Source organism: Streptomyces sp. SUK 48 (assembly GCF_009650765.1).
Lineage (GTDB): Bacteria > Actinomycetota > Actinomycetes > Streptomycetales > Streptomycetaceae > Streptomyces.
Genome location: NZ_CP045740.1, coordinates 1,373,618 through 1,392,318 on the forward strand (window position 1 = coordinate 1,373,618; position 18,701 = coordinate 1,392,318).

Annotated in this window: 16 protein-coding genes; 8 read left to right on the forward strand and 8 right to left on the reverse strand. The window is 72.4% G+C overall.

Annotated features, from left to right (window positions below; genetic code table 11):
- Nucleotides 1-30: 30 nt before the first annotated feature.
- Nucleotides 31-948 (forward strand): FAD-dependent oxidoreductase, encoded by a 918-nt coding sequence (locus GHR20_RS05865; RefSeq protein ID WP_153815859.1) that lies wholly within the window; start codon nucleotides 31-33, stop codon nucleotides 946-948.
- Between the two features lie 14 nt (nucleotides 949-962).
- On the opposite strand, the gene GHR20_RS05870 is transcribed toward GHR20_RS05865, so the two are convergent.
- On the reverse strand, nucleotides 963-2,939 hold the full coding sequence (locus GHR20_RS05870; RefSeq protein ID WP_153812479.1) for a Xaa-Pro dipeptidyl-peptidase: 1,977 nt from the start codon (nucleotides 2,937-2,939) through the stop codon (nucleotides 963-965).
- A 184-nt stretch (nucleotides 2,940-3,123) separates the two neighbouring features.
- On the opposite strand from GHR20_RS05870, the gene GHR20_RS05875 reads away from it, so the two are divergent.
- Nucleotides 3,124-4,611, forward strand: coding sequence for a M1 family metallopeptidase (locus GHR20_RS05875; RefSeq protein ID WP_153812480.1), 1,488 nt, complete (start codon nucleotides 3,124-3,126; stop codon nucleotides 4,609-4,611).
- A gap of 155 nt (nucleotides 4,612-4,766) precedes the next feature.
- Here GHR20_RS05875 and GHR20_RS05880 read toward each other — a convergent pair whose 3' ends face one another.
- On the reverse strand, nucleotides 4,767-6,230 hold the full coding sequence (locus tag GHR20_RS05880) for an amino acid permease (RefSeq protein ID WP_111584093.1): 1,464 nt from the start codon (nucleotides 6,228-6,230) through the stop codon (nucleotides 4,767-4,769).
- Nucleotides 6,231-6,482: 252 nt separating this feature from the next.
- On the opposite strand from GHR20_RS05880, the gene GHR20_RS05885 reads away from it, so the two are divergent.
- A complete protein-coding gene (locus GHR20_RS05885) occupies nucleotides 6,483-7,217 on the forward strand; it encodes a MerR family transcriptional regulator (protein ID WP_153815860.1) in 735 nt (244 codons plus the stop codon).
- Here the strand turns inward: GHR20_RS05885 and GHR20_RS05890 are convergent.
- From GHR20_RS05890 to GHR20_RS05900, 3 genes are all read right to left on the reverse strand, one after another.
- Nucleotides 7,206-9,386 carry a 3-hydroxyacyl-CoA dehydrogenase NAD-binding domain-containing protein gene (locus GHR20_RS05890; protein WP_153812481.1) on the reverse strand — a complete coding sequence of 727 codons (2,181 nt, stop codon included), beginning with the start codon at nucleotides 9,384-9,386 and terminating at the stop codon, nucleotides 7,206-7,208. The two genes, GHR20_RS05885 and GHR20_RS05890, sit on opposite strands and share 12 nt — an antisense overlap.
- A 41-nt stretch (nucleotides 9,387-9,427) precedes the next feature.
- Nucleotides 9,428-10,642 carry an acetyl-CoA C-acetyltransferase gene (locus GHR20_RS05895; RefSeq protein ID WP_111584091.1) on the reverse strand — a complete coding sequence of 405 codons (1,215 nt, stop codon included), beginning with the start codon at nucleotides 10,640-10,642 and terminating at the stop codon, nucleotides 9,428-9,430.
- Between the two features lie 61 nt (nucleotides 10,643-10,703).
- Complete coding sequence (locus GHR20_RS05900; RefSeq protein WP_153812482.1) at nucleotides 10,704-11,858, reverse strand: CaiB/BaiF CoA-transferase family protein; 1,155 nt, start codon at nucleotides 11,856-11,858, stop codon at nucleotides 10,704-10,706.
- A gap of 219 nt (nucleotides 11,859-12,077) precedes the next feature.
- Here GHR20_RS05900 and GHR20_RS05905 point away from each other — a divergent pair, with 219 nt between their 5' ends.
- Together GHR20_RS05905 and GHR20_RS05910 are read left to right on the forward strand one after the other, a co-directional pair.
- Entirely contained in the window at nucleotides 12,078-13,247 is a 1,170-nt protein-coding gene (locus tag GHR20_RS05905; protein ID WP_153812483.1) for a saccharopine dehydrogenase NADP-binding domain-containing protein, read from the forward strand.
- A gap of 111 nt (nucleotides 13,248-13,358) precedes the next feature.
- On the forward strand, nucleotides 13,359-13,547 hold the full coding sequence (locus GHR20_RS05910) for a hypothetical protein (protein ID WP_148023352.1): 189 nt from the start codon (nucleotides 13,359-13,361) through the stop codon (nucleotides 13,545-13,547).
- Here GHR20_RS05910 and GHR20_RS05915 read toward each other — a convergent pair.
- Nucleotides 13,511-14,245 carry an endonuclease V gene (locus GHR20_RS05915; RefSeq protein ID WP_153812484.1) on the reverse strand — a complete coding sequence of 245 codons (735 nt, stop codon included), beginning with the start codon at nucleotides 14,243-14,245 and terminating at the stop codon, nucleotides 13,511-13,513. The two genes, GHR20_RS05910 and GHR20_RS05915, sit on opposite strands and share 37 nt — an antisense overlap.
- 60 nt (nucleotides 14,246-14,305) lie before the next feature.
- On the opposite strand from GHR20_RS05915, the gene GHR20_RS05920 reads away from it, so the two are divergent.
- Nucleotides 14,306-14,602 (forward strand): YciI family protein, encoded by a 297-nt coding sequence (locus GHR20_RS05920; protein WP_111584086.1) that lies wholly within the window; start codon nucleotides 14,306-14,308, stop codon nucleotides 14,600-14,602.
- Nucleotides 14,603-14,614: 12 nt separating this feature from the next.
- Here GHR20_RS05920 and GHR20_RS05925 read toward each other — a convergent pair whose 3' ends face one another.
- Nucleotides 14,615-14,953, reverse strand: coding sequence for a plasmid stabilization protein (locus GHR20_RS05925; RefSeq protein WP_111584085.1), 339 nt, complete (start codon nucleotides 14,951-14,953; stop codon nucleotides 14,615-14,617).
- Nucleotides 14,954-15,024: 71 nt separating this feature from the next.
- Entirely contained in the window at nucleotides 15,025-16,089 is a 1,065-nt protein-coding gene (locus GHR20_RS05930) for an oxidoreductase (protein WP_194859102.1), read from the reverse strand.
- A 262-nt stretch (nucleotides 16,090-16,351) separates the two neighbouring features.
- On the opposite strand from GHR20_RS05930, the gene GHR20_RS05935 reads away from it, so the two are divergent.
- Nucleotides 16,352-16,765, forward strand: a complete 414-nt coding sequence (locus GHR20_RS05935; protein ID WP_153812485.1) for an SsgA family sporulation/cell division regulator — start codon at nucleotides 16,352-16,354, stop codon at nucleotides 16,763-16,765.
- Nucleotides 16,766-17,068: 303 nt separating this feature from the next.
- The gene (locus GHR20_RS05940; RefSeq protein ID WP_153812486.1) at nucleotides 17,069-18,697 is read left to right on the forward strand and encodes an ABC-F family ATP-binding cassette domain-containing protein; all 1,629 of its coding nucleotides are present in this window, start codon (nucleotides 17,069-17,071) and stop codon (nucleotides 18,695-18,697) included.
- Nucleotides 18,698-18,701: the final 4 nt, after the last annotated feature.

The window sequence follows — 18,701 nt, forward strand, 5'->3', positions numbered from 1 at the left end:
AGCAGCGTGGACCGGGAGACGGACGGCGAAGTGATCGTGGTCGGCGGCGGGGTCGTCGGACTCACCACGGCCGTGGTGCTGGCGGAGGCCGGGCGCCGGGTGAGCGTATGGACGCGGGAGCCCGCCGAGGAGACCACCTCGGCGGTCGCCGGCGGACTGTGGTGGCCGTACCGCATCGAACCGGAGCGGCTCGTCGGCGCCTGGGCGCTGGAGACCCTCGCGGTCTACGAGGAGCTGGCGGCGGCCCCCGAACGGACCGGCGTACGCCTGGTCGACGGCCTCCACCAGGGCGCGCGCCTGGCCGAACTGGGCGACTGGGCGGGCCGGGTGCCGGGCCTGCGGGCGGTGCCGGACGGCCTGGCGGCGCGGCTGCCGGTGATCGACATGCCGGCGCATCTGGCGTGGCTGCGCGAGCGGCTGGTGCGGGCCGGCGGCACGGTGGCGCTGCGCGAGGTGACCGACCTCGCCGAGGTGCCCGCGGACGTGGTGGTCAACTGCGCGGGCCTCGGGGCGCGTTCGCTGGCCGGGGACGACACGGTGCGTCCCGTGCGCGGGCAGTTGGTGCTGGTGGAGAACCCCGGGATCGACACGTACTACACGTCCGTCGACCATTCCTCGCCGGTCTCCGCGTACTTCATCCCGCAACCGTACGGGCTGATCCTCGGCGGCACGGCCCAGGAGGACGACTGGTCGCTCGTGCCGGACCCGGACACGGCGGCGGAGATCGTCGCCCGGTGCGCGCGGGTGCGGCCGGAGATCGAGGGGGCGCGGGTGCTGGCCCACAAGGTGGGGCTGCGGCCGTACCGGGACGCGGTACGGCTGGAGCGGCAGCCGTTGCCCGGCGGGCGGACGGTGGTGCACTCGTACGGCCATGGCGGCGCGGGCGTGACGGTGGCGTGGGGGTGTGCGCGGGAGGCGGCCGGGCTGGTGCTGGACCCGGCCGCCTGAACCCGCTGCCCCGGTCAGCCCGCCGGGATGTGCGTGGCCGTACGCGGTGCGCGCAGGCCCTTCAGCTGCTTCGGTGCCGGGGCCTTCGCCGTCGTACCGGATGTCGCGCGGGCGAACGCCTGTGCTCCGCCCACCAGCGGCAGCTGGGCCGAGGTGCCGCCCAGTGCGACCGTCACCGTCGGCCTGGTGGCCGGCGGGTCGATGAGGTCGTGGTCGGTGCCCGCGATGATCAGGGCGAGGCGGTGGCCCTTGGGCACGACGTGGTCGGTGGCGGCCAGGGTGAGGGTCATCGTGTAGGACCTGCCCGGGGTGAGGGGGACGCCCTTGGCGAGCGAGGCGTAGTGGCCGAGGTCGGCCCAGCCGCGGCTGAAGACCGTGTAGTCGACCTCGGCTTTCTTCGCGGCGGTCTCCAGGTAGCAGGCGCTGTCGCCGGCCGTGCTCGCGCCCCAGCAGGTGCGGTTCTTCAGCGTGGTGATGCCCTCGGCGGCGTCGGAGTAGTCGCGGATGGTGTCCGGGCCGACGTCCACGAGCACGGCGGAGAGATGGGCCGAGGCGGTGGTCGGGGTCGCGGTGACGGTCACCCGGGACATGCCGGACAGGCGCAGGTCCCGGGTGAGGGGCGCGGTGAGGAAGCCGGTCTTCTCGGGGGTGGACGCGGTCAGCCGGGCCGCCCAGTCGGTCTCGCCGAGCTTGGGGTCGTCGGTGAAGGCCGCGGTGCCGGTGGCGGGGCGCAGGCCGAGGGTGCCGACGCCGGGCGTGCTGCCGGGGGCCGGGCGCAGGGTGGTGGCGCGGGTGCCGGCGGGCGGCCAGGTGGCGGAGGTGACCCACTGGTCGGGGTGCCGCTCGATGTCGGCCACCGGCTGGCGGTCGATGCCGTTGTCGTAGCCGAGGAGTTCATGGTCGAACCAGCGGTGCAGGGTGTCGACCCAGGCGCCGCGCCGGTAGTCGAAGGGGTCGACATGGCCGGTCTGGGACAGCCACAGCTTGCGCTCGACCCCGTTCCTGGCGAGGGCGTCCCACCACTGGCCGAAGTGCTTGGTGCGGACGTTGAGGTCCTGCATGCCCTGCGCCACGAACACGCTGGCGCGCACCTTGGCCGCGTCCTTGACGTAGTCCCGCTCGGTCCACAGCGGGGTCCAGTCGCCGCTGCGCGGGCTGCCGTCGGTCAGTTTCTTCTGCTCGGCGGCGCAGTGGGCCGTGGCCGCGTCGCTCTGGACGTAGCCGGCGAGGTCGGCGGGGCCGCCGTCGTAGAGCGGGGCGCCCTGGGCGAAGTAGTAGTCGTACCAGGAGGAGATGGCGCTGATCGGGACGATGGTCTTCAGGCCCTGGACACCGGTGGCGGCGACGCCGTTGGCGATGGTGCCGTCCCAGCTCTTGCCGATCATGCCGGTTCTGCCGTTGGTCCAGGTGGCCTTGACGGTGTGGGTCCCGGTGCGGCTGGTGTAGGCCCTGGCGCGGCCGTTGAGCCAGTCGATCACGGCCTTCGCGGACCGCACGTCGGAGCGGCCGCCGACGTCGACACAGCCGTCGGAGCGGTCGGTGCCGGCCAGGTCGACGCCGACGAAGGCGTAGCCGCGGGGCACGAAGTAGTTGTCGTAGAACAGCGGCATCTGGACGACATGTCCGCTCGCGTCGTACGTCTTGACCTGGTTCTCGTTGCCGCGCCCGCAGCAGGAGTAGTACGGGCTCGCGTCCATGATGACCGGCACCTTGCGGCCCTCGCGGGCCGGTTCGGCGGGGCGGACGATGTCGGCGGCCACCCGGTCGTGCCTGCCGTCGCCGTCCTCGTCGAGGCCGGTGTCCACCCACACGGACTCGCGGACGGCGTGGGCGTAGGAGTAGACGGGGGCGCTCTCGCGGGGCGGCGCGGCCTGGGCGGCGGCGGGAGTGAGGAAGGTGGCCAGCAGGACGGCGACGGCCGTCGTGGCGAGCGCTCTCCAGAGGGTGAGGCGCGTGCGCAGGGGCGCTCGGACAGATGTGCTCTTCGGCATGCGCGGACGATAGTCCTGTCAACTGCCGTACAGAAGAGTGCGTTACGGCACCCGGGTGGCTGATTGCGGCCGAATGGCGATCGTGTGACAGCAGGGGCCATGGACAGGGCGAGGGGCACAGGGGGTGAATAGGCTCCGGACAGTCCCGTGAAAGCACCCGCAGTCCCCACGACTTGGAGCTGACGTGCACCGCAGAATCATCGCGCCGGGCGCACTGGCGGCGGCCTCCCTCCTGCTGGCGATCCCGGCATCGGCCGCGAGCTACTCCCCCGGCGCGCCGGGCATCGGCGACCCCTACTACCCGTACTACGGCAACGGCGGTTACGACGTCGCGCACTACGGTCTGCGGCTGCGCTACCAGCCGAAGACGGACGAGTTGCAGGGCACCGCGACGATCAGGGCGCGGACCACTCAGGATCTGTCCAGTTTCGACCTGGACTTCCTGCTGGACGTGAGCGAGGTGCGGGTCAACGGCGTCAAGGCGTCTTTCACCCACGCCGAGCAGCATGAACTGGTGATCACGCCGAAGCGGTCGCTGGCGAAGGGCACGCCGATCACGGTGGAGGTCCGCTACAGCGGGGCGCCGTCCACGAAGAGCGCCTACGGCTTCACCACCTGGCACCGCACACCGGACGGCGCGGTCGCGGCGGACGAGCCCGAGTCGGCGTGGTGGTGGTTCCCGAGCAACGACCACCCGAGCGACAAGGCGACGTACGACGTCTCGGTCAGCGTGCCGAAGGGCACCCAGGCGATCTCCAACGGCGCGCTGCGCTCGGTCTCCTCGAAGCGGGGCTGGACCAGCTACTCCTGGCGGCAGGACAGGCCGCAGGCGACCTATCTGGCCACGCTCGCGATCGGCCGGTTCGACATCACCACGAGCCGGTCCGGGCGCGGGGTGCCGGTGCTCAACGCCTACAGCGAGGACCTGGGCGCGGGGGACGCGGCGGCGCGGGCGAGCGTGGAGCGCACCGGGGAGATCGTCGACTGGCTGAGCAACTATTTCGGGCCGTATCCGTTCGCCACGGCGGGTGGTTATGTCCCGAACACGACCACCGGGTACGCGCTGGAGACCCAGACCCGCGTCTATTACAGCCCCAAGCAGTTCGCGAAGGGCGCCAACCCCTCGGTGGTCGTGCACGAGCTGGCCCACCAGTGGTACGGCGACGACGTGTCGCTGAGGGGCTGGAAGGACATCTGGCTCAACGAGGGCTTCGCGACGTACGCGCAGTGGCTGTGGTCCGAGCACGAGGGCCAGGGCACGACGCGGCAGCTCGCCGACCAGGTGTACACCTCGCACCCGGCCGACGACCCGTTCTGGAAGGTCGCGCCGGGCGATCCCGGTCCGGACGACCAGTTCGACGACGCCGTCTACGACCGGGGCGCGGCCGCGATCCAGGCGCTGCGCGACCGGGTGGGCGACCGCGCCTTCTTCCGCATCCTGAAGGGCTGGCCGAAGGAGCACGCCTACGGCAACGCGTCCGTGGCGGACTTCGAGAAGTACGCCGAGCAGATCTCCGGCAAGCCCCTCGCGGGGCTCTTCGACGCCTGGCTGTACCAGCCGGTGAAGCCGGCGGCGTCGGCGGCGCGCGGGTTCGCCGCCGCCGGTACGCCCCTCGCGCGGCCGAAGTCCTGGAAGGCCGTCGAAGCCGCGCACGCCGCGCCCAACCGCTGATCCCGCGTGGCGGGCCGGACCCCTGGCCCACAGACCGGTGGCGTCGTCCCGGACGAAGATGATCTCCGGGATGACGCCACCGTAGGGGCCGCCACCGTCAGGGGCGGCGGGCCGCTATCTCGCCGGCTGGGCCGCTATTTCGTCGGCTCGACCCGCTACTTCGCCGGCTCGGCCGGCTGCTGGTCGGGGCCCGCGTTCACCCGGCGCCGGACGCCGAACCAGCCCGCGACGAGCATGATGGCGATCACCGGGATGAGCAGCAGGGTCTTGCGGCCGACCTCGTGGTCGTTCCACATCAGGCCGAGACAGACCAGCAGGAAGGCGATCGTGGCGATCTCGGTGACCGGGGAGAACTTCAGCTGGAAGTGCGGCCGGGTCACCAGGCCCGCGCGGGCGCGGCGGACGAAGATCGCGTGGCAGATCATGATGATCACCCAGGTGCTGATGATCCCGAGCGAGGCCACGTTCAGCACGATCTCGAATGCCTGGCTGGGCACGAGGTAGTTCAGGCCGACGCCGAGGATGCAGATGCCGCAGGTCAGCAGGATGCCGCCGTAGGGCACCTGGCTGCGGCTCATCACCCGGGTGAACTTGGGCGCGGAGCCCGACATCGCCATGGAGCGCAGGATGCGGCCGGTGGAGTAGAGGCCGGAGTTCAGCGAGGACATGGCGGCGGTGAGGACCACGAGGTTCATCACGTCGCCGGCCGCCGGGATGCCGATCTTGGACAGCACGGTCACGAACGGGCTCTGGTCGGCGGAGTACACCGAGCTGGGCAGCAGCACCGCGAGCAGGACGACGGAGCCGACGTAGAACAGGCCCACACGCCACATGATCGAGTTCACCGCGCGCGGGACGATCTTCTCCGGCTGCTCGGTCTCGCCGGCGGCGACGCCGACCAGCTCCAGGGCCGCGTACGCGAAGATCACGCCCTGCATCACGAGGACGACCGGCATCATGCCGTGCGGCAGGAGGCCGCCGTGGTCGCTGATGAGGCTCACGCCCGGCGTGTAGCCGTCGACCTGGTGCTGGGTGGTCAGCAGGAAGATGCCGATGAGCATGAAGCCCACCAGGGTGGCGACCTTGATGATCGAGAACCAGAACTCCATCTCGCCGAAGATCTTCACCGAGATCAGGTTCACGGTGAGCACCACGGCGAGCGCGACCAGTGCCAGCACCCACTGCGGGATGGGCGTGAAGAAGCTCCAGTAGTGCGTGTAGAGCGCGATCGCGGTGATGTCGGCGATACCGGTCGTCGACCAGTTCAGGAAGTACATCCAGCCGGCGACGTAGGCGCCCTTCTCGCCGAGGAACTCACGCGCGTACGACACGAAGGACCCGGAGGAGGGCCGGTACAGGACCAGCTCGCCCAGGGCGCGCACGACGAAGAAGGCGAAAATGCCACAGACCAGGTAGGCCACGGCGAGCGCGGGGCCCGCGTTGTGCAGGCGCCCTCCGGCGCCGAGGAACAGGCCGGTTCCGATGGCGCCGCCGATGGCGATCATGTTGACGTGGCGGGCCTTGAGGTCCTTGCTGTAGCCGGCGTCGCCCGCGTCGGCGGGCGTCTGCGCCGCCTGCGCGGGTGCGGGCTGTGCCGATTCCACGGCGTCCTTGCTCACGGGTGGTCCACTTCCTGATGCGCCCGGGCGTGGGCCCGGGGGTCGTGCAGGGCTCGGCCCGCACCACCCGATGAGTCGCGGTACAGACCAAGCCAGCAGCTTCCCAGACACGCCGGGCATTACGCGGTGGCCTACGTCACAGAGCGTCGCTTCTCACACGATCTTCTCAGCGTCCACATGATGTTCACCACGGTGCGGACAGGGCGGACCGACGGGTTTCACAGTAGTGGTGTGACAGCGATACTGCTGCACATGAAGACCGATGCCGGGGAGATGAGCCTCACCGTCGACGAGCTCGCCGCGCGGGCGGGAGTGACGGTACGGACCGTCCGTTTCTACGGGAGCAAGGGGCTGCTGCCGCCGCCGGTGATCGGGCCGCGGCGGGTGGGACGGTACGGGGCGGGGCACCTGGCGCGGCTGGCGCTGATCGAGGAGTTGCAGCGCCAGGGGATGACGCTGGCGGCGATCGAGCGGTATCTGGGACAGCTGCCGTCCGATCTGTCCGCCTACGATCTGGCCATCCACCGGGCCGTGGTCGCCTCCTGGGCGCCGGACTCCGTGGAGATGCTCTCGCGCGCCGAGCTGGAGGAGCGGGCGGGACGGGTGCTGACCGACGGGGAGCTGGCGCGGCTCGCGGCGGCCGGAGTGCTGCTCAGCGGGGACGCGGGCGACGCCGATGCGGCGGACGACGGCTTCCGGGTCGACACCGGGCTGCTGCGGCTCGGGCTCGAACTGCTGGACGTGCCGTTGTCGCAGGGCACGATCCTCGCGGCGCGCGAGGTGCTCATGGAGCACTCGCGCGCCGCGGCCCGTGAGCTCGCCCGGCTCTTCCGCGGCGAGGTGGCCGAGCGGGACACCCGCGATGTGCGGGACCTGTCCGCGCACATCCACCCGCTGGTGGTGCAGGCGCTGCTGACCACGTTCCAGCGTTCGCTGCGCGAAGAGCTGAGCGAGCTGCTCAGCGGCGAGGGACCGTCAGGCGGCTGAGTCCGTGAAGGGCTCGCCCTTGTCGGCCTTCTCCACCAGCAGCGCCGGCGGCTGGAACCGCTCGCCGTAGGTCTCGGCGAGTTCCCGGGCGCGGGCCACGAAGCCGGGCAGGCCCCCCTGGTAGCCGTTGATGTACTGGAGCACGCCGCCGGTCCAGGCCGGGAAGCCGATGCCGAGGATGGAGCCGATGTTGGCGTCGGCCACCGAGGTCAGCACGCCCTCCTCCAGCAGGCGCACGGTGTCCAGCGCCTCGGCGAAGAGCATCCGCTCCCGCATGTCCTCGAACGGGATCTCGTATCCGGCCTTGGTGAAGTGCTCGCGCAGGCCCGGCCAGAGCCCGGCGCGCTTGCCGTCCTCCGCGTAGTCGTAGAAGCCGGCGCCGCCGCTGCGGCCGGGGCGCTCGAACTCGTCGACCATGCGGTCGATGACGCCGTCGGCCGGGTGCGCGGTCCAGGTGCCGCCGGCCTCCTCGACGGCGCGCTTCGTCTCGTTGCGGATCTTGCGCGGGAGGGTGAGGGTCAGCTCGTCCATCAGGGAGAGCACCTTGGCCGGGTAGCCGGCCTGGGCGGCGGCCTGCTCGATGGAGGCGGGCTCGATGCCCTCGCCGACCATGGCGACGCCCTCGTTGATGAACTGGCCGATCACCCGGGAGGTGAAGAAGCCGCGCGAGTCGTTGACGACGATCGGCGTCTTGTTGATCTGCCGGACCAGGTCGAAGGCGCGGGCGAGGGCCTCGTCGCCGGTGCGCTCGCCCTTGATGATCTCGACCAGCGGCATCTTGTCGACGGGCGAGAAGAAGTGCAGGCCGATGAAGTCGGCCTGGCGCTCGACGCCCTCGGCGAGGGTGGTGATGGGCAGGGTGGAGGTGTTGGAGCACAGCAGCGCGTCGGGCTCGAGAACGGCCTCGATCTCCTGGAACACCTTGTGCTTGAGCGCGGTGTCCTCGAAGACGGCCTCGATCACCGCGTCGCAGCCGGCGACGTCGGCGGCGTCCCCGGTGGGCGTGATCCGGGCGAGCAGCGCGTCCGCCTTCTCCTGGGTGGTACGGCCCCGGGAGACGGCCTTGGCGCACAGCTTCTCGGAGTAGTTCTTGCCCTTGAGGGCGGCCTCAAGGGAGACGTCCTTGAGGACGACCTCGATGCCCGCGCGGGCGCACGAGTAGGCGATGCCCGCGCCCATCATGCCGGCGCCGAGCACGGCCACCTTGCGGACCTCGCGGGACTCGATGCCCTTGGGCCGGTTGGCGCCGGAGTTGACGGCCTGGAGGTCGAAGAAGAACGCCTGGATCATGTTCTTCGCGGTCTGCCCGGTGACCAGCTCGGTGAAGTAGCGGGTCTCGATGGTGATCGCGTTCTCGAAGTCGACCTGGGAGCCCTCGACCGCCGCGGCCATGATGTTGCGCGGCGCCGGGTAGGGCGCGCCGTTCGTCTGCTTGCGCAGGTTGGCCGGGAAGGCGGGCAGGTTGGCGGCGAACTTCGGGTGGGCCGGCGTGCCGCCCGGAATCCGGTAGCCCGGGACGTCCCAGGGCTGCTGGGAATCGGGGTGCTCGTCGATGAAGGCGCGGGCCTTGGCCAGCATCTCCTCCGGCGTCCGTGCCACCTCGTGGATCAGCCCGTTCTCCTGGGCGCGCCGCGGGTTGTACTGGGTGCCCTGGAGCAGCACCTTGAGGAGGGCGTCGGTGATGCCCATCAGGCGCACCGTACGGGTGACACCGCCGCCCGCGGGGAGCAGGCCGAGGGTGACCTCGGGCAGGCCGATCTTGGAGCCGGGGGCGTCCAGCGCGACGCGGTGGTGGGAGGCGAGCGCGATCTCGTAGCCGCCGCCCAGAGCCGCGCCGTTGATGGCGGCGACGACCGGCTTGCCGAGGGTCTCGATGCGGCGCAGCGCGTTCTTGATCGCGGTCGCGGTGTCGAAGACGGCCTGGGCGTCCTCGGGACCGGCCTTGATCATCTCCTTGAGGTCGCCGCCCGCGAAGAAGGTCTTCTTGGCGGAGGTGTAGATGATGCCCCGGATGGAGTCCCTCTCGGCCACGGCGCGGTCCGCGATCGCCTCGATGGACGCCTTGAACGCCTGGTTCATCGTGTTCGCGGACTGGTTCGGGTCGTCCAGGACCAGGGTGACGACACCGGTGTCGTCCTGCTCCCAGCGGATGGTGGTGCTCTCGGTCATGACAGTCGTCTCCGTTGAAGTCGCTTGGTTCCGCGGGGAGTTCAGATGCGCTCGATGATGGTGGCGATGCCCATGCCGCCGCCCACGCACAGGGTGACGAGGCCGTAGCGCTTGTCCTGGCGCTCCAGTTCGTCCACGAGCATGCCGACGAGCATGGCGCCGGTCGCGCCGAGCGGGTGGCCGAGCGCGATGGCGCCGCCGTTGACGTTGACCTTCTCCAGCGGCAGGCCCATCTCCTCGACGAAGCGCAGCACGACGGCGGCGAACGCCTCGTTGATCTCGACCAGGTCGATGTCGTCGATGGTGAGGCCGGCCTTGGCGAGGGCCTTGCGGGTGGCGGGCGCGGGGCCGGTGAGCATGATGGTGGGCTCGGAGCCGGAGACGGCGGCCGAGACGATCCGCGCGCGCGGGGTGAGGCCGTAGCGCTCGCCGACCTCCTTGGAGCCGATCGCGACGAGCGAGGCGCCGTCCACGATGCCGGAGGAGTTGCCCGCGTGGTGGACGTGGTCGATCTTCTCCACCCAGTGGTACTTCTGCAGCGCCACGGCGTCGAAACCGCCGAGTTCGCCGATGTCGGCGAAGGACGGCTTGAGCTTGGCCAGGGTGTCGGCGGTGGTGCCGGGGCGCGGGTGCTCGTCGCGGTCGAGGACGACCAGCCCGGCGCGGTCCTTGACCGGGACCACGGAGCGGGCGAAGCGGCCCTCCTTCCAGGCGTTGACGGCGCGCTCCTGGGACAGCGCCGCGAACTCGTCCACGTCCCGGCGGGTGAAGCCGCCGATGGTGGCGATCAGGTCGGCGCCGATGCCCTGCGGCACGAAGTTGACGTCGAGGTTGGTCATCGGGTCGTTGAACCAGGCGCCGCCGTCGGAGCCCATCGGGACCCGGGACATGGACTCCACGCCGCCCGCGAGGACCATGTCCTCCCAGCCGGAGCGCACCTTGGCCGCGGCCAGGTTGACGGCCTCAAGGCCCGAGGCGCAGAAGCGGTTCTCCTGCACGCCCGCGACGGTGTCCGGCAGTCCGGCGGCGATCGCGGCGATCCGGGCGATGTCGGAGCCCTGGTCGCCGACGGGGCCGACGACGCCGAGCACGATGTCGTCGATGGCGGCCGGGTCGAGGCTCGGGAAGCGGTCGCGGATCTCGTGGATGAGGCCGACGACCAGGTCGATGGGCTTGGTGCCGTGCAGGGCGCCGTTCGCCTTGCCGCGGCCGCGCGGGGTGCGGATCGCGTCGTACACGTACGCTTCGGTGCTCACTGGGATGCCTTTCGGGAGGGTCGGCCGGGCGGTTCGGCCCGCGGCAGAGGGGTCGGTGGGCTCAGTCGGCGGCCGGGGCGGGCCGGTCGTCGCCGGTGAGCACGGGTATGTCCCAGTCCCGGGCCACGGTCTCGGTGTCGGCGCCGGGCAGCGCGGGTCCGGTGCGGACGGCGGTGGGGGTGGCGGAGAAACGGGGCGCGGGGGCGGGCTGGGTGATGCCGCCGTGGTCGGTGAAGGTGGAGCGGGCGGCCAGGTGCGGGTGGTGCGGGGCCTCGCGCAGCGACAGTACGGGGGCCACGCAGGCGTCGGAGTCCGCGAACCGGGCGGTCCACTCCTCGCGGGTGCGGTCCCGGAAGCGGGCGGCGACCGCCGCGCGCAGTTCCGGCCACCGGGTGAGGTCGGTGCGGGCGTCCTGGAGGCCGTCCAGGCCGAGCAGGCGCAGGAACTCGGCCGAGAACTTCTCCTCCAGGGCGCCGACCGCCATGTAGCCGCCGTCGGCGGTCTCGTAGGTGCCGTAATAGGGGCAGCCGCCGTCCAGGAGGTTGGCGCCGCGCCGGTCCTGCCAAGCGCCGGCGGACAGCATGGCGTGGATCATCGCGGACAGGTGGGCGGTGCCGTCCACGATGGCGGCGTCCACGACCTGGCCGGTGCCGGTGGCGCGCGCGTGGTGCAGGGCGGCGAGGACGCCGACGACCAGGTAGAGCGAGCCGCCCGCGTAGTCCCCGAGGAGGTTGGCGGGCACGGCCGGGGGCTCGCCGGGGCGGCCGATCATGCCGAGGGCGCCGGTGACGGCGATGTACGACACGTCATGGCCCGCACGCTCGGCGAGCGGGCCGTCCTGGCCCCAGCCGGTCATCCGGCCGTAGACCAGGCGGGGGTTGCGGGCGTGGCAGTCGGCGGGGCCGACACCGAGGCGCTCGGCGACGCCCGGCCGGTAGCCCTCGACGAGGATGTCGGCGCGCTCGGCGAGGTCCAGGACGCGGGCGGCGCCGTCCGGGGACTTGAGGTCGACCACGATCGAGCGCTTGTTGCGGTTGGTGATGTCGTGGGCGGGGTCGACGCCGAGGCCGGGGCCGCCGGGACGGTCCACCCGGACCACGTCGGCGCCGAGGTCGGCGAGCAGCATGGCGGCGAACGGGCCCGGCCCGATGCCGGCCAGCTCCACCACGCGCACGCCGCCGAGCGGGCCCCGCTCTGCTGGTGCCGCCGTGCTCATGCCGTCCCCCAAGCGTGTGACACAACTGATGTAACACCGGTGATGCTATGAACGCGTTCCATCCCGCACAAGACCTGAACGAGCAAGCGCTTAGCCAAGTGCCCATCCGGCCGAAAACCACCCGGTCGCCTCCGGGCCGCTCTCCTCACGCTAGCCTCGGCCACCGACAGCGGCGCGGGCTGCGCGACCGAGGGGTGTCATGAGCGGGCGAGGTGGGTCATGAACGGACAGGACCGTCCCTACGACGTGGTGCTCTACGGGGCGACGGGCTTCGTCGGCACCCTGACGGCGGAGTATCTGGCGGCGCACGCGCCGCAGGGCCTGCGCTGGGCGATCGCCGGGCGCGACGAGATGAAGCTGCGGCGGCTGCGGGACCGGCTGCCCGCGGGCGCGGACATCGGCGTGCTGCGCGCCGACGCGTCCGGGCCGGCCGGGCTGCGCGAACTCGCCGGGCGGGCCCGGGTGGTGGCCACCACCGTGGGGCCGTACCTGCGGCACGGCGAGGAACTGGTCGCCGCCTGCGCGGACGCCGGGACGGACTATCTGGACCTGACCGGCGAGCCGGAGTTCGTGGACCTGATGTACGTACGGCACGACGCCCGCGCCCGGGAGACCGGCGCGCGCCTGGTGCACGCCTGTGGGTTCGACTCCGTACCGCACGATCTGGGCGTGTATTTCACGGTGAAACATCTGCCGGAGGGTGTGCCGCTGCGGGTGGACGGCTATGTCACGGCGGACGCGGCGTTCTCCGGCGGCACGCTGGCCTCGGCGCTGGACCAGTTCGCGCGCGGGCGCTCGATGCTGGCCGCCGCCCGCGACCGGGCCCGGCACGAGCCGCGGGGGTACGGGCGCCGGGTGAGCGCGCCGGCCGGGGCGCCGCGGTTCGCCCGGGAGGTCGGCGCGTGGGCGCTGCCGCTGCCCACCATCGACCCGCGGATCGTGAGCCGTTCGGCGCGGGCCCTCGACCGCTACGGCCCCGACTTCCGCTACCGGCACTTCGCGGCGGTCCGCCGGCTGCCGATCGCGCTCGGCGGGGCGGCCGCGGTCGGCGCGACGGTGGCCGCCGCCCAACTGCCGCCCGTGCGCCACTGGCTGTCCGGCCGGCTCGCGCCCGGCGAGGGGCCCAGCGCGGAGAAGCGGGCCGGGAGCTGGTTCAGGGTCCGCTTCGTCGGCGAGGGCGGCGGCCGCCGGGTCTACACGGAGGTCGCGGGCGGCGATCCCGGGTACGACGAGACCGCGAAGATGTTCGCCGAGGCCGCGCTGTGCCTCGCCCTCGACGATCTGCCGACGACATCCGGCCAGGTGACGACGGCCCAGGCGATGGGCGACGCGCTCACGGAGCGGCTGCGGGCGGCCGGGATCACCTTCCGGGTGGCCGCCGAGCGGTGACCGGGATGCGTCCGGTGCGGGCCCGGTGCCCCGAGGCGCGGTGCGAGGATGGGCGTTCTATCCGGAGGACGGGCGTTCTGTCCGGACGAAGCCCGAGGAGGCGCGGAAACCGTGAAGTTCGTGCTCGAAGTGACCGTGGACGAGAACGCGTCGGCGCAGGAGCGGGCCGCCGAGCTGGGCCGCATCCTGCGCTACTGGGGCGGCAATCTGCACCACTACGCGCTGGAGCCGGGCGACGGCTCGCCCGTCTACGACTCCGGGTATCAGGAAGTCGGTGTCTGGCGGCTCGCCGACGACTGAGCGGGCCCGTCCGCCGTCGCCTCCTTGAGCGCCCTGCGGCACAGGCCGTCCGCGTGCCGGGTGGTCTCCGGGAGGCGGTAGGCGGGGGTGAGGGCCAGCGTATGCGCGAGGGCGCCCGCCAGGGACACCCGGTGGCCGACGGAGACGAAGACGGGTTTGACGCCGTCACGCGTACGAAGGGCGCGGCCGACCTCCTCGGCCCCGGCGAGCAGCGGGGCGGAACCGCCGCGGGCGGCCGCCGGCTCGTCGTACGTGAAGGTGAAGGGGTTCTTGGCGACGCCGATGGCGGGCAGGCCGGTGAGGACGCCCAGGTGGCTCGCCAGGCCGAAGCGGCGGGGGTGGGCGAGGCCGTACCCGTCGCACACCACCAGGCCGGGCGCGCAGGGCAGGGAGTCCAGCGCGGCCAGAACCGCGGGCAGTTCGCGGAAGGCGAGCAGTCCGGGGACGTACGGGAAGGACACCCGGCCGACCGCGGTCGACTCGGCGACGACCTCCAGGGTGGCGGCGTCCAGGACGACGGCCGCGGCGGCGACCAGGTCGCGCTCGTCGTCGTAGGCCACGTCGACCCCGGTCACCCGGCCCGTGCCCGGCGGCGGTCCGGGCTCGTCGAGCACCACCCGGCCGCGCAGTTCGTCCTGGACCGCGCGGGCCGCCGCCTCGGTGGTGGGCCAGCCCTCCGGTACGCCTACGGTCGTCATGTCGGCCGACTGTACGTGCCCGGCCCGGGCCGCACCGCCGCCGGGGTTAGGCTCGCGATCATGTTCGTACTGGAGCTGACCTACACCGCGCCCCTCGACGCCGTGAACGCCCTGCACGCCGACCACATGGCCTGGCTGGCGGAGCAGTTCGAGAAGGGCTTCTTCCTGGCGTCGGGGCGCAAGAACCCGCGCGACGGCGGGGTGATCCTGGCCGTCGCCGAGGACCGCGCCCGGATCGAGGAGATCGTCGCGGCCGATCCGTACACCGTCGGCGAGGTGTGCGCCTACCGGATCACCGAGTTCACCGCGACCACGACGGTCCCGGAGCTGGCACGGTACCGGCAGACCCCGGCCTGAGGCGCGGCCGGGTCAGCCCTTCTTGGCGTTCAGCGCGCGCTGGAGCTGGTCCTTGTTCATGTGCGAGCGGCCCTCGATGCCGCGCTGCCTCGCCTCGTTGTAGAGCTGGTCGCGGGTCGGGCCCTGGGGTCCCGACCGGTTGCCCGACCGCTGGCCGCCGCGCCTGCCCGAGGACATGTCCTGGATCGAGGTGCGGCTCGCCGTCCTGGACTCGCCGGACCGGGCGCGCTCCTTGTTGACGGTCCGCGCGGCGATCTCCTCGGCGCGCTCTTCGCTCTCGCCCCGTTCCCGCGCGCTCTCCTTGATGTGTTCGTACTGGCGTTCGCGCTTGGGGCTGGAACCGGCTGGCATGATCGCTCCTTCCACGCACAGGCTGCTCGACGCCTTCGGGACGCGGGTACCCGGCTGCCGGCGCGCCTACCTCACCGCTCCAGCCGGGCCACCCTGCCCTGTTCGCCGGCCGCCCAGCAGCCGAGGTCGGGGGTGCAGGAGACGGTGTCGTACGAACCGGTGTCGACCGTGCGCCAGGTGCGGCCGCCGTCCGTGGTCAGATCGGTGCCGGTGGGGCCGACGGCGAGCGCCGAGGCGCGGCTGTGCGGGAGCCAGGCGGCGCCGGAGCGGTAGGCGGGCGGGGGTGTGGGGGACGGCCGCCAGGTGCGCCCGCCGTCGTGGGTGACGGCGGCGGCCTGCGGCGAGGGCCGGCCCGCGCGGTAGTCGCCGCCGACGGCGAGGCCGTGGGTACGGTCGCGGAAGGCGAGCGCGAAGACCCCGCGCGCCGGGTCGCCGGCCGGGACGGGGGTGTCGGTGGCGCTCCAGGTCAGCCCGCGGTCGGCGGAGTGCAGGACCCGCGCGCGGGCGCCGCCGCCGGTGGCCAGCCAGACGTCCCTGGATCCGGCGGTGACCAGGCACTGCCCGCTCGCCGCGAAGCCCGCCTCGCCGTCCAGGGCGGGCGGCATCCCGGCCGAGGGCAGCACGCGCCAGGAGCGGCCGCCGTCGCTCGTGGACAGGATGCGGAACTTTCCGCCCACGGGGTCGCCCATCGCGAGGCCGTGACGGCGGTCGAAGAAGGCCATGCAGTCGTAGAACGCGTCCGGGTCGGTGTTGCGGAAGGACTCCGTCCAGCTCGCCCCGCCGTCGTCGGTGCGGTACACCCGGGACGCCTCGCCCTCGCCGATGGCCAGGACCACGGCGTGCCGCGCGTCGAACGCCTCGACGTCCAGGAACTCCAGTCCGTCCGCGCCCGGCGGGGAGACGTTACGCCAGGACGTGCCGCCGTCCCGGGTGAGCAGGACGGTGCCGCCGGTGCCGGCCAGCCAGGCGGTGCGCCGGTCGACGGCGGCCAGGCCCCGGTAGCGGACCTGCGGGGTGCCGGGGTCCTTCGCCGCCCAGTGCACGCCCTGGTGCTCTCCGGGCGTGGCGGCCGCCGGGACGGTCAGCGCGGCCAAGGCCGCACCGCACGCGACGCCCGCCGCCGTCAGCCTGCTCATCCGCCGCAGGCCGCGCGTGCCCCTCGTGTCCCGCTCGTCCCTCGTGCTCCCCATGCGCCTCATGGCGGGCGAAGCTAGTGCACCGCCCGGTCGCCGTCCAGAGGGCCGGCCGCCCCGAGGAGACGGGGGTCGGCCCTCCCGTGCATGAACGCGGTGACCGAGGTCACTCGTTCCCCAGGTGCACGTCCCGGCCCGTTCCTACGTCTCACCCAGTGCCGGGAGTCACCAGGCCGCAGTCCAGCCGTCGCGAGGGAGCAAGGCGTTGTCCACCGTCATCGAGCAGCCCGTAGAAGCCCGCCTCGTCGCCGCCGCGCCGCGTATGCAGAGCATTCCCGCCACGCTGCGGTACGACCGCTGCGACCCGTTCGCCGTGCGGATGACCTTCCCCGCCCCGGCGACCCTGGAGGGCATCGAGGTCTGCTGGACCTTCGCCCGGGAGCTGCTCGCCGCCGGACTGCTCGCCCCCGAGGGCCAGGGCGACGTACGGGTGCGGCCGTACGGCTACGACCGCATCGTGCTGGAGTTCCACGCTCCCGAGGGCACCGCCGTCGTCCATGTGCGCGCGGGCGAGATACGCCGCTTTCTGGAGGCCGCCGGCGAACTGGTGCCGGTCGGCCTCGAACACCTCCAGCTGGACCTGGACCACCACCTGGCCGAACTGATGCGGGACGCCTGACAGGGGGCCCACAGGGCGGCTCGGGCGCGCCCGGAGACAAATGCTTTGACTCCCGTCGGGGGTGCTCCTACCGTTTACCTCGGTTCTGTTGCCGTCGATAGGAGAAGGACGTTGCTCGTCTGAGGTTCGGAGACATCGCGTCGCACCGGTGAGGTGTGCGTGGCGTACGACCCTCGGCGTTCGAGCCGTCCTCCGGCGCAGGCCCTTTTCATGTGTACGGCCTCCGGGTGATCTTTCGGTTCCCGCCTCGCGGTGTCTCCAGACGCGTCCGCGAAACCGCACCCACTCCCCCGCGAGGCCCTCATGTCATCCGCGTCCTCCTCTTCCGTCAGTCTTTCGTCCCTGTCCTTCGCCTGGCCCGACGGCACCACCGTGTTCGACGGACTCGATCTCTCCTTCGGCCCCGGCAGGACCGGGCTCGTCGGCGTCAACGGATCGGGGAAATCCACCCTGCTGAAGCTCCTGGCGGGGGAACTCGCCCCGGCCGACGGCACCGTCAAGGTCAGGGGCGAGGTCGGCCACCTCCCGCAGAACGTCACCCTGGACACCGCACTCCGCGTGGACCAGGCGCTCGGCATCGCCGGACAGCGGGCCGCGCTGCACGCCATCGAGGCGGGCGACGCCTGCGAACGGCACTTCGAGACGGTCGGCGACGACTGGGACGTCGAGGAGCGCGCCCTGGTCACCCTCGGCGAACTCGGCCTGGGCCACATCGGGCTGGACCGCACCGTCGGCGAGGTGTCCGGCGGCGAGTCGGTGCTGCTCCGGCTCGCGGCCCTGCTGCTGCGCCGCCCGGACGTACTGCTCCTGGACGAGCCCACCAACAACCTCGACCTGTACGCGCGCCGTCGGCTCCACCAGGCCGTCGCCGCCTGGCCCGGCGTGCTCGTCGTCGTCAGCCACGACCGTGAACTCCTCGACCTGGTCGACCAGATCGCGGAACTGCGCGCCGGCGAGGTCGCCTGGTACGGCGGCAACTTCTCGGCCTACGAGGAGGCGCTGTCCGTCGAACAGGAAGCGGCCGAACGGATGGTGCGGGTCGCCGAGGCCGATGTGCGCAAGCAGAAACGTGAGCTGTCCGACGCCCAGGTCAAGCTGGCCCGACGCAAGCGGTACGGGCAGAAGATGTTCGACTCGAAGCGCGAACCGAAGATCGTGATGGGCGCCCGTAAACGCGCCGCCCAGGTGTCGGCGGGCAAACACCGCATCATGCACGAGGAACGCCTCGCCGAGGCCAGGGAGCGCCTGGACGACGCGGTGGACGCGGTGCGGGACGAGGACGAGATCCGCGTCGACCTGCCGTACACCGCCGTACCGCCGGGCCGGCAGGTGCTCACCCTGGAGAACCTGGCGATGGCCTACGGGGCGCGTGTCGAGGGCATCCTCGATCTGCGCGGCGCGGAACGGATCGCGCTGGTCGGGCGCAACGGCGCGGGCAAGACGACGCTGCTGCGGACGATCGCCGGGGAGCTGGCGCCGGCGGCGGGCACCGCCACCGCGCATGTCCCGCTGCGGTTCCTGCCCCAGCGCCTGGACGTGCTGGACGACGAGCTGACGGTCGCCCAGAACGTGGCCCGGTTCGCGCCGGGCGCCACCAACAACCGCGTCCGGGCGCGCCTGGCCCGCTTCCTGTTCCGGGGCGCCCGCGCCGACCAGCGGGCGGCCACCCTGTCCGGCGGCGAGCGCTTCCGGGCCACGCTGGCCGCGCTGATGCTGGCCGAACCGGCACCCCAGCTGCTCCTGCTCGACGAGCCGACCAACAACCTCGACCTGGCGAGCGTCCGGCAGCTCACCTCGGCCCTGGAGTCGTACGAGGGGGCGCTGCTGGTGGCCAGCCACGACCTGCCGTTCCTGGAGTCGATCGGGATCACCCGCTGGCTGCTGATGGCGGACGGCGAGCTGACGGAGATCGCGCCGGAGGAGGTGGGCTAGCCCC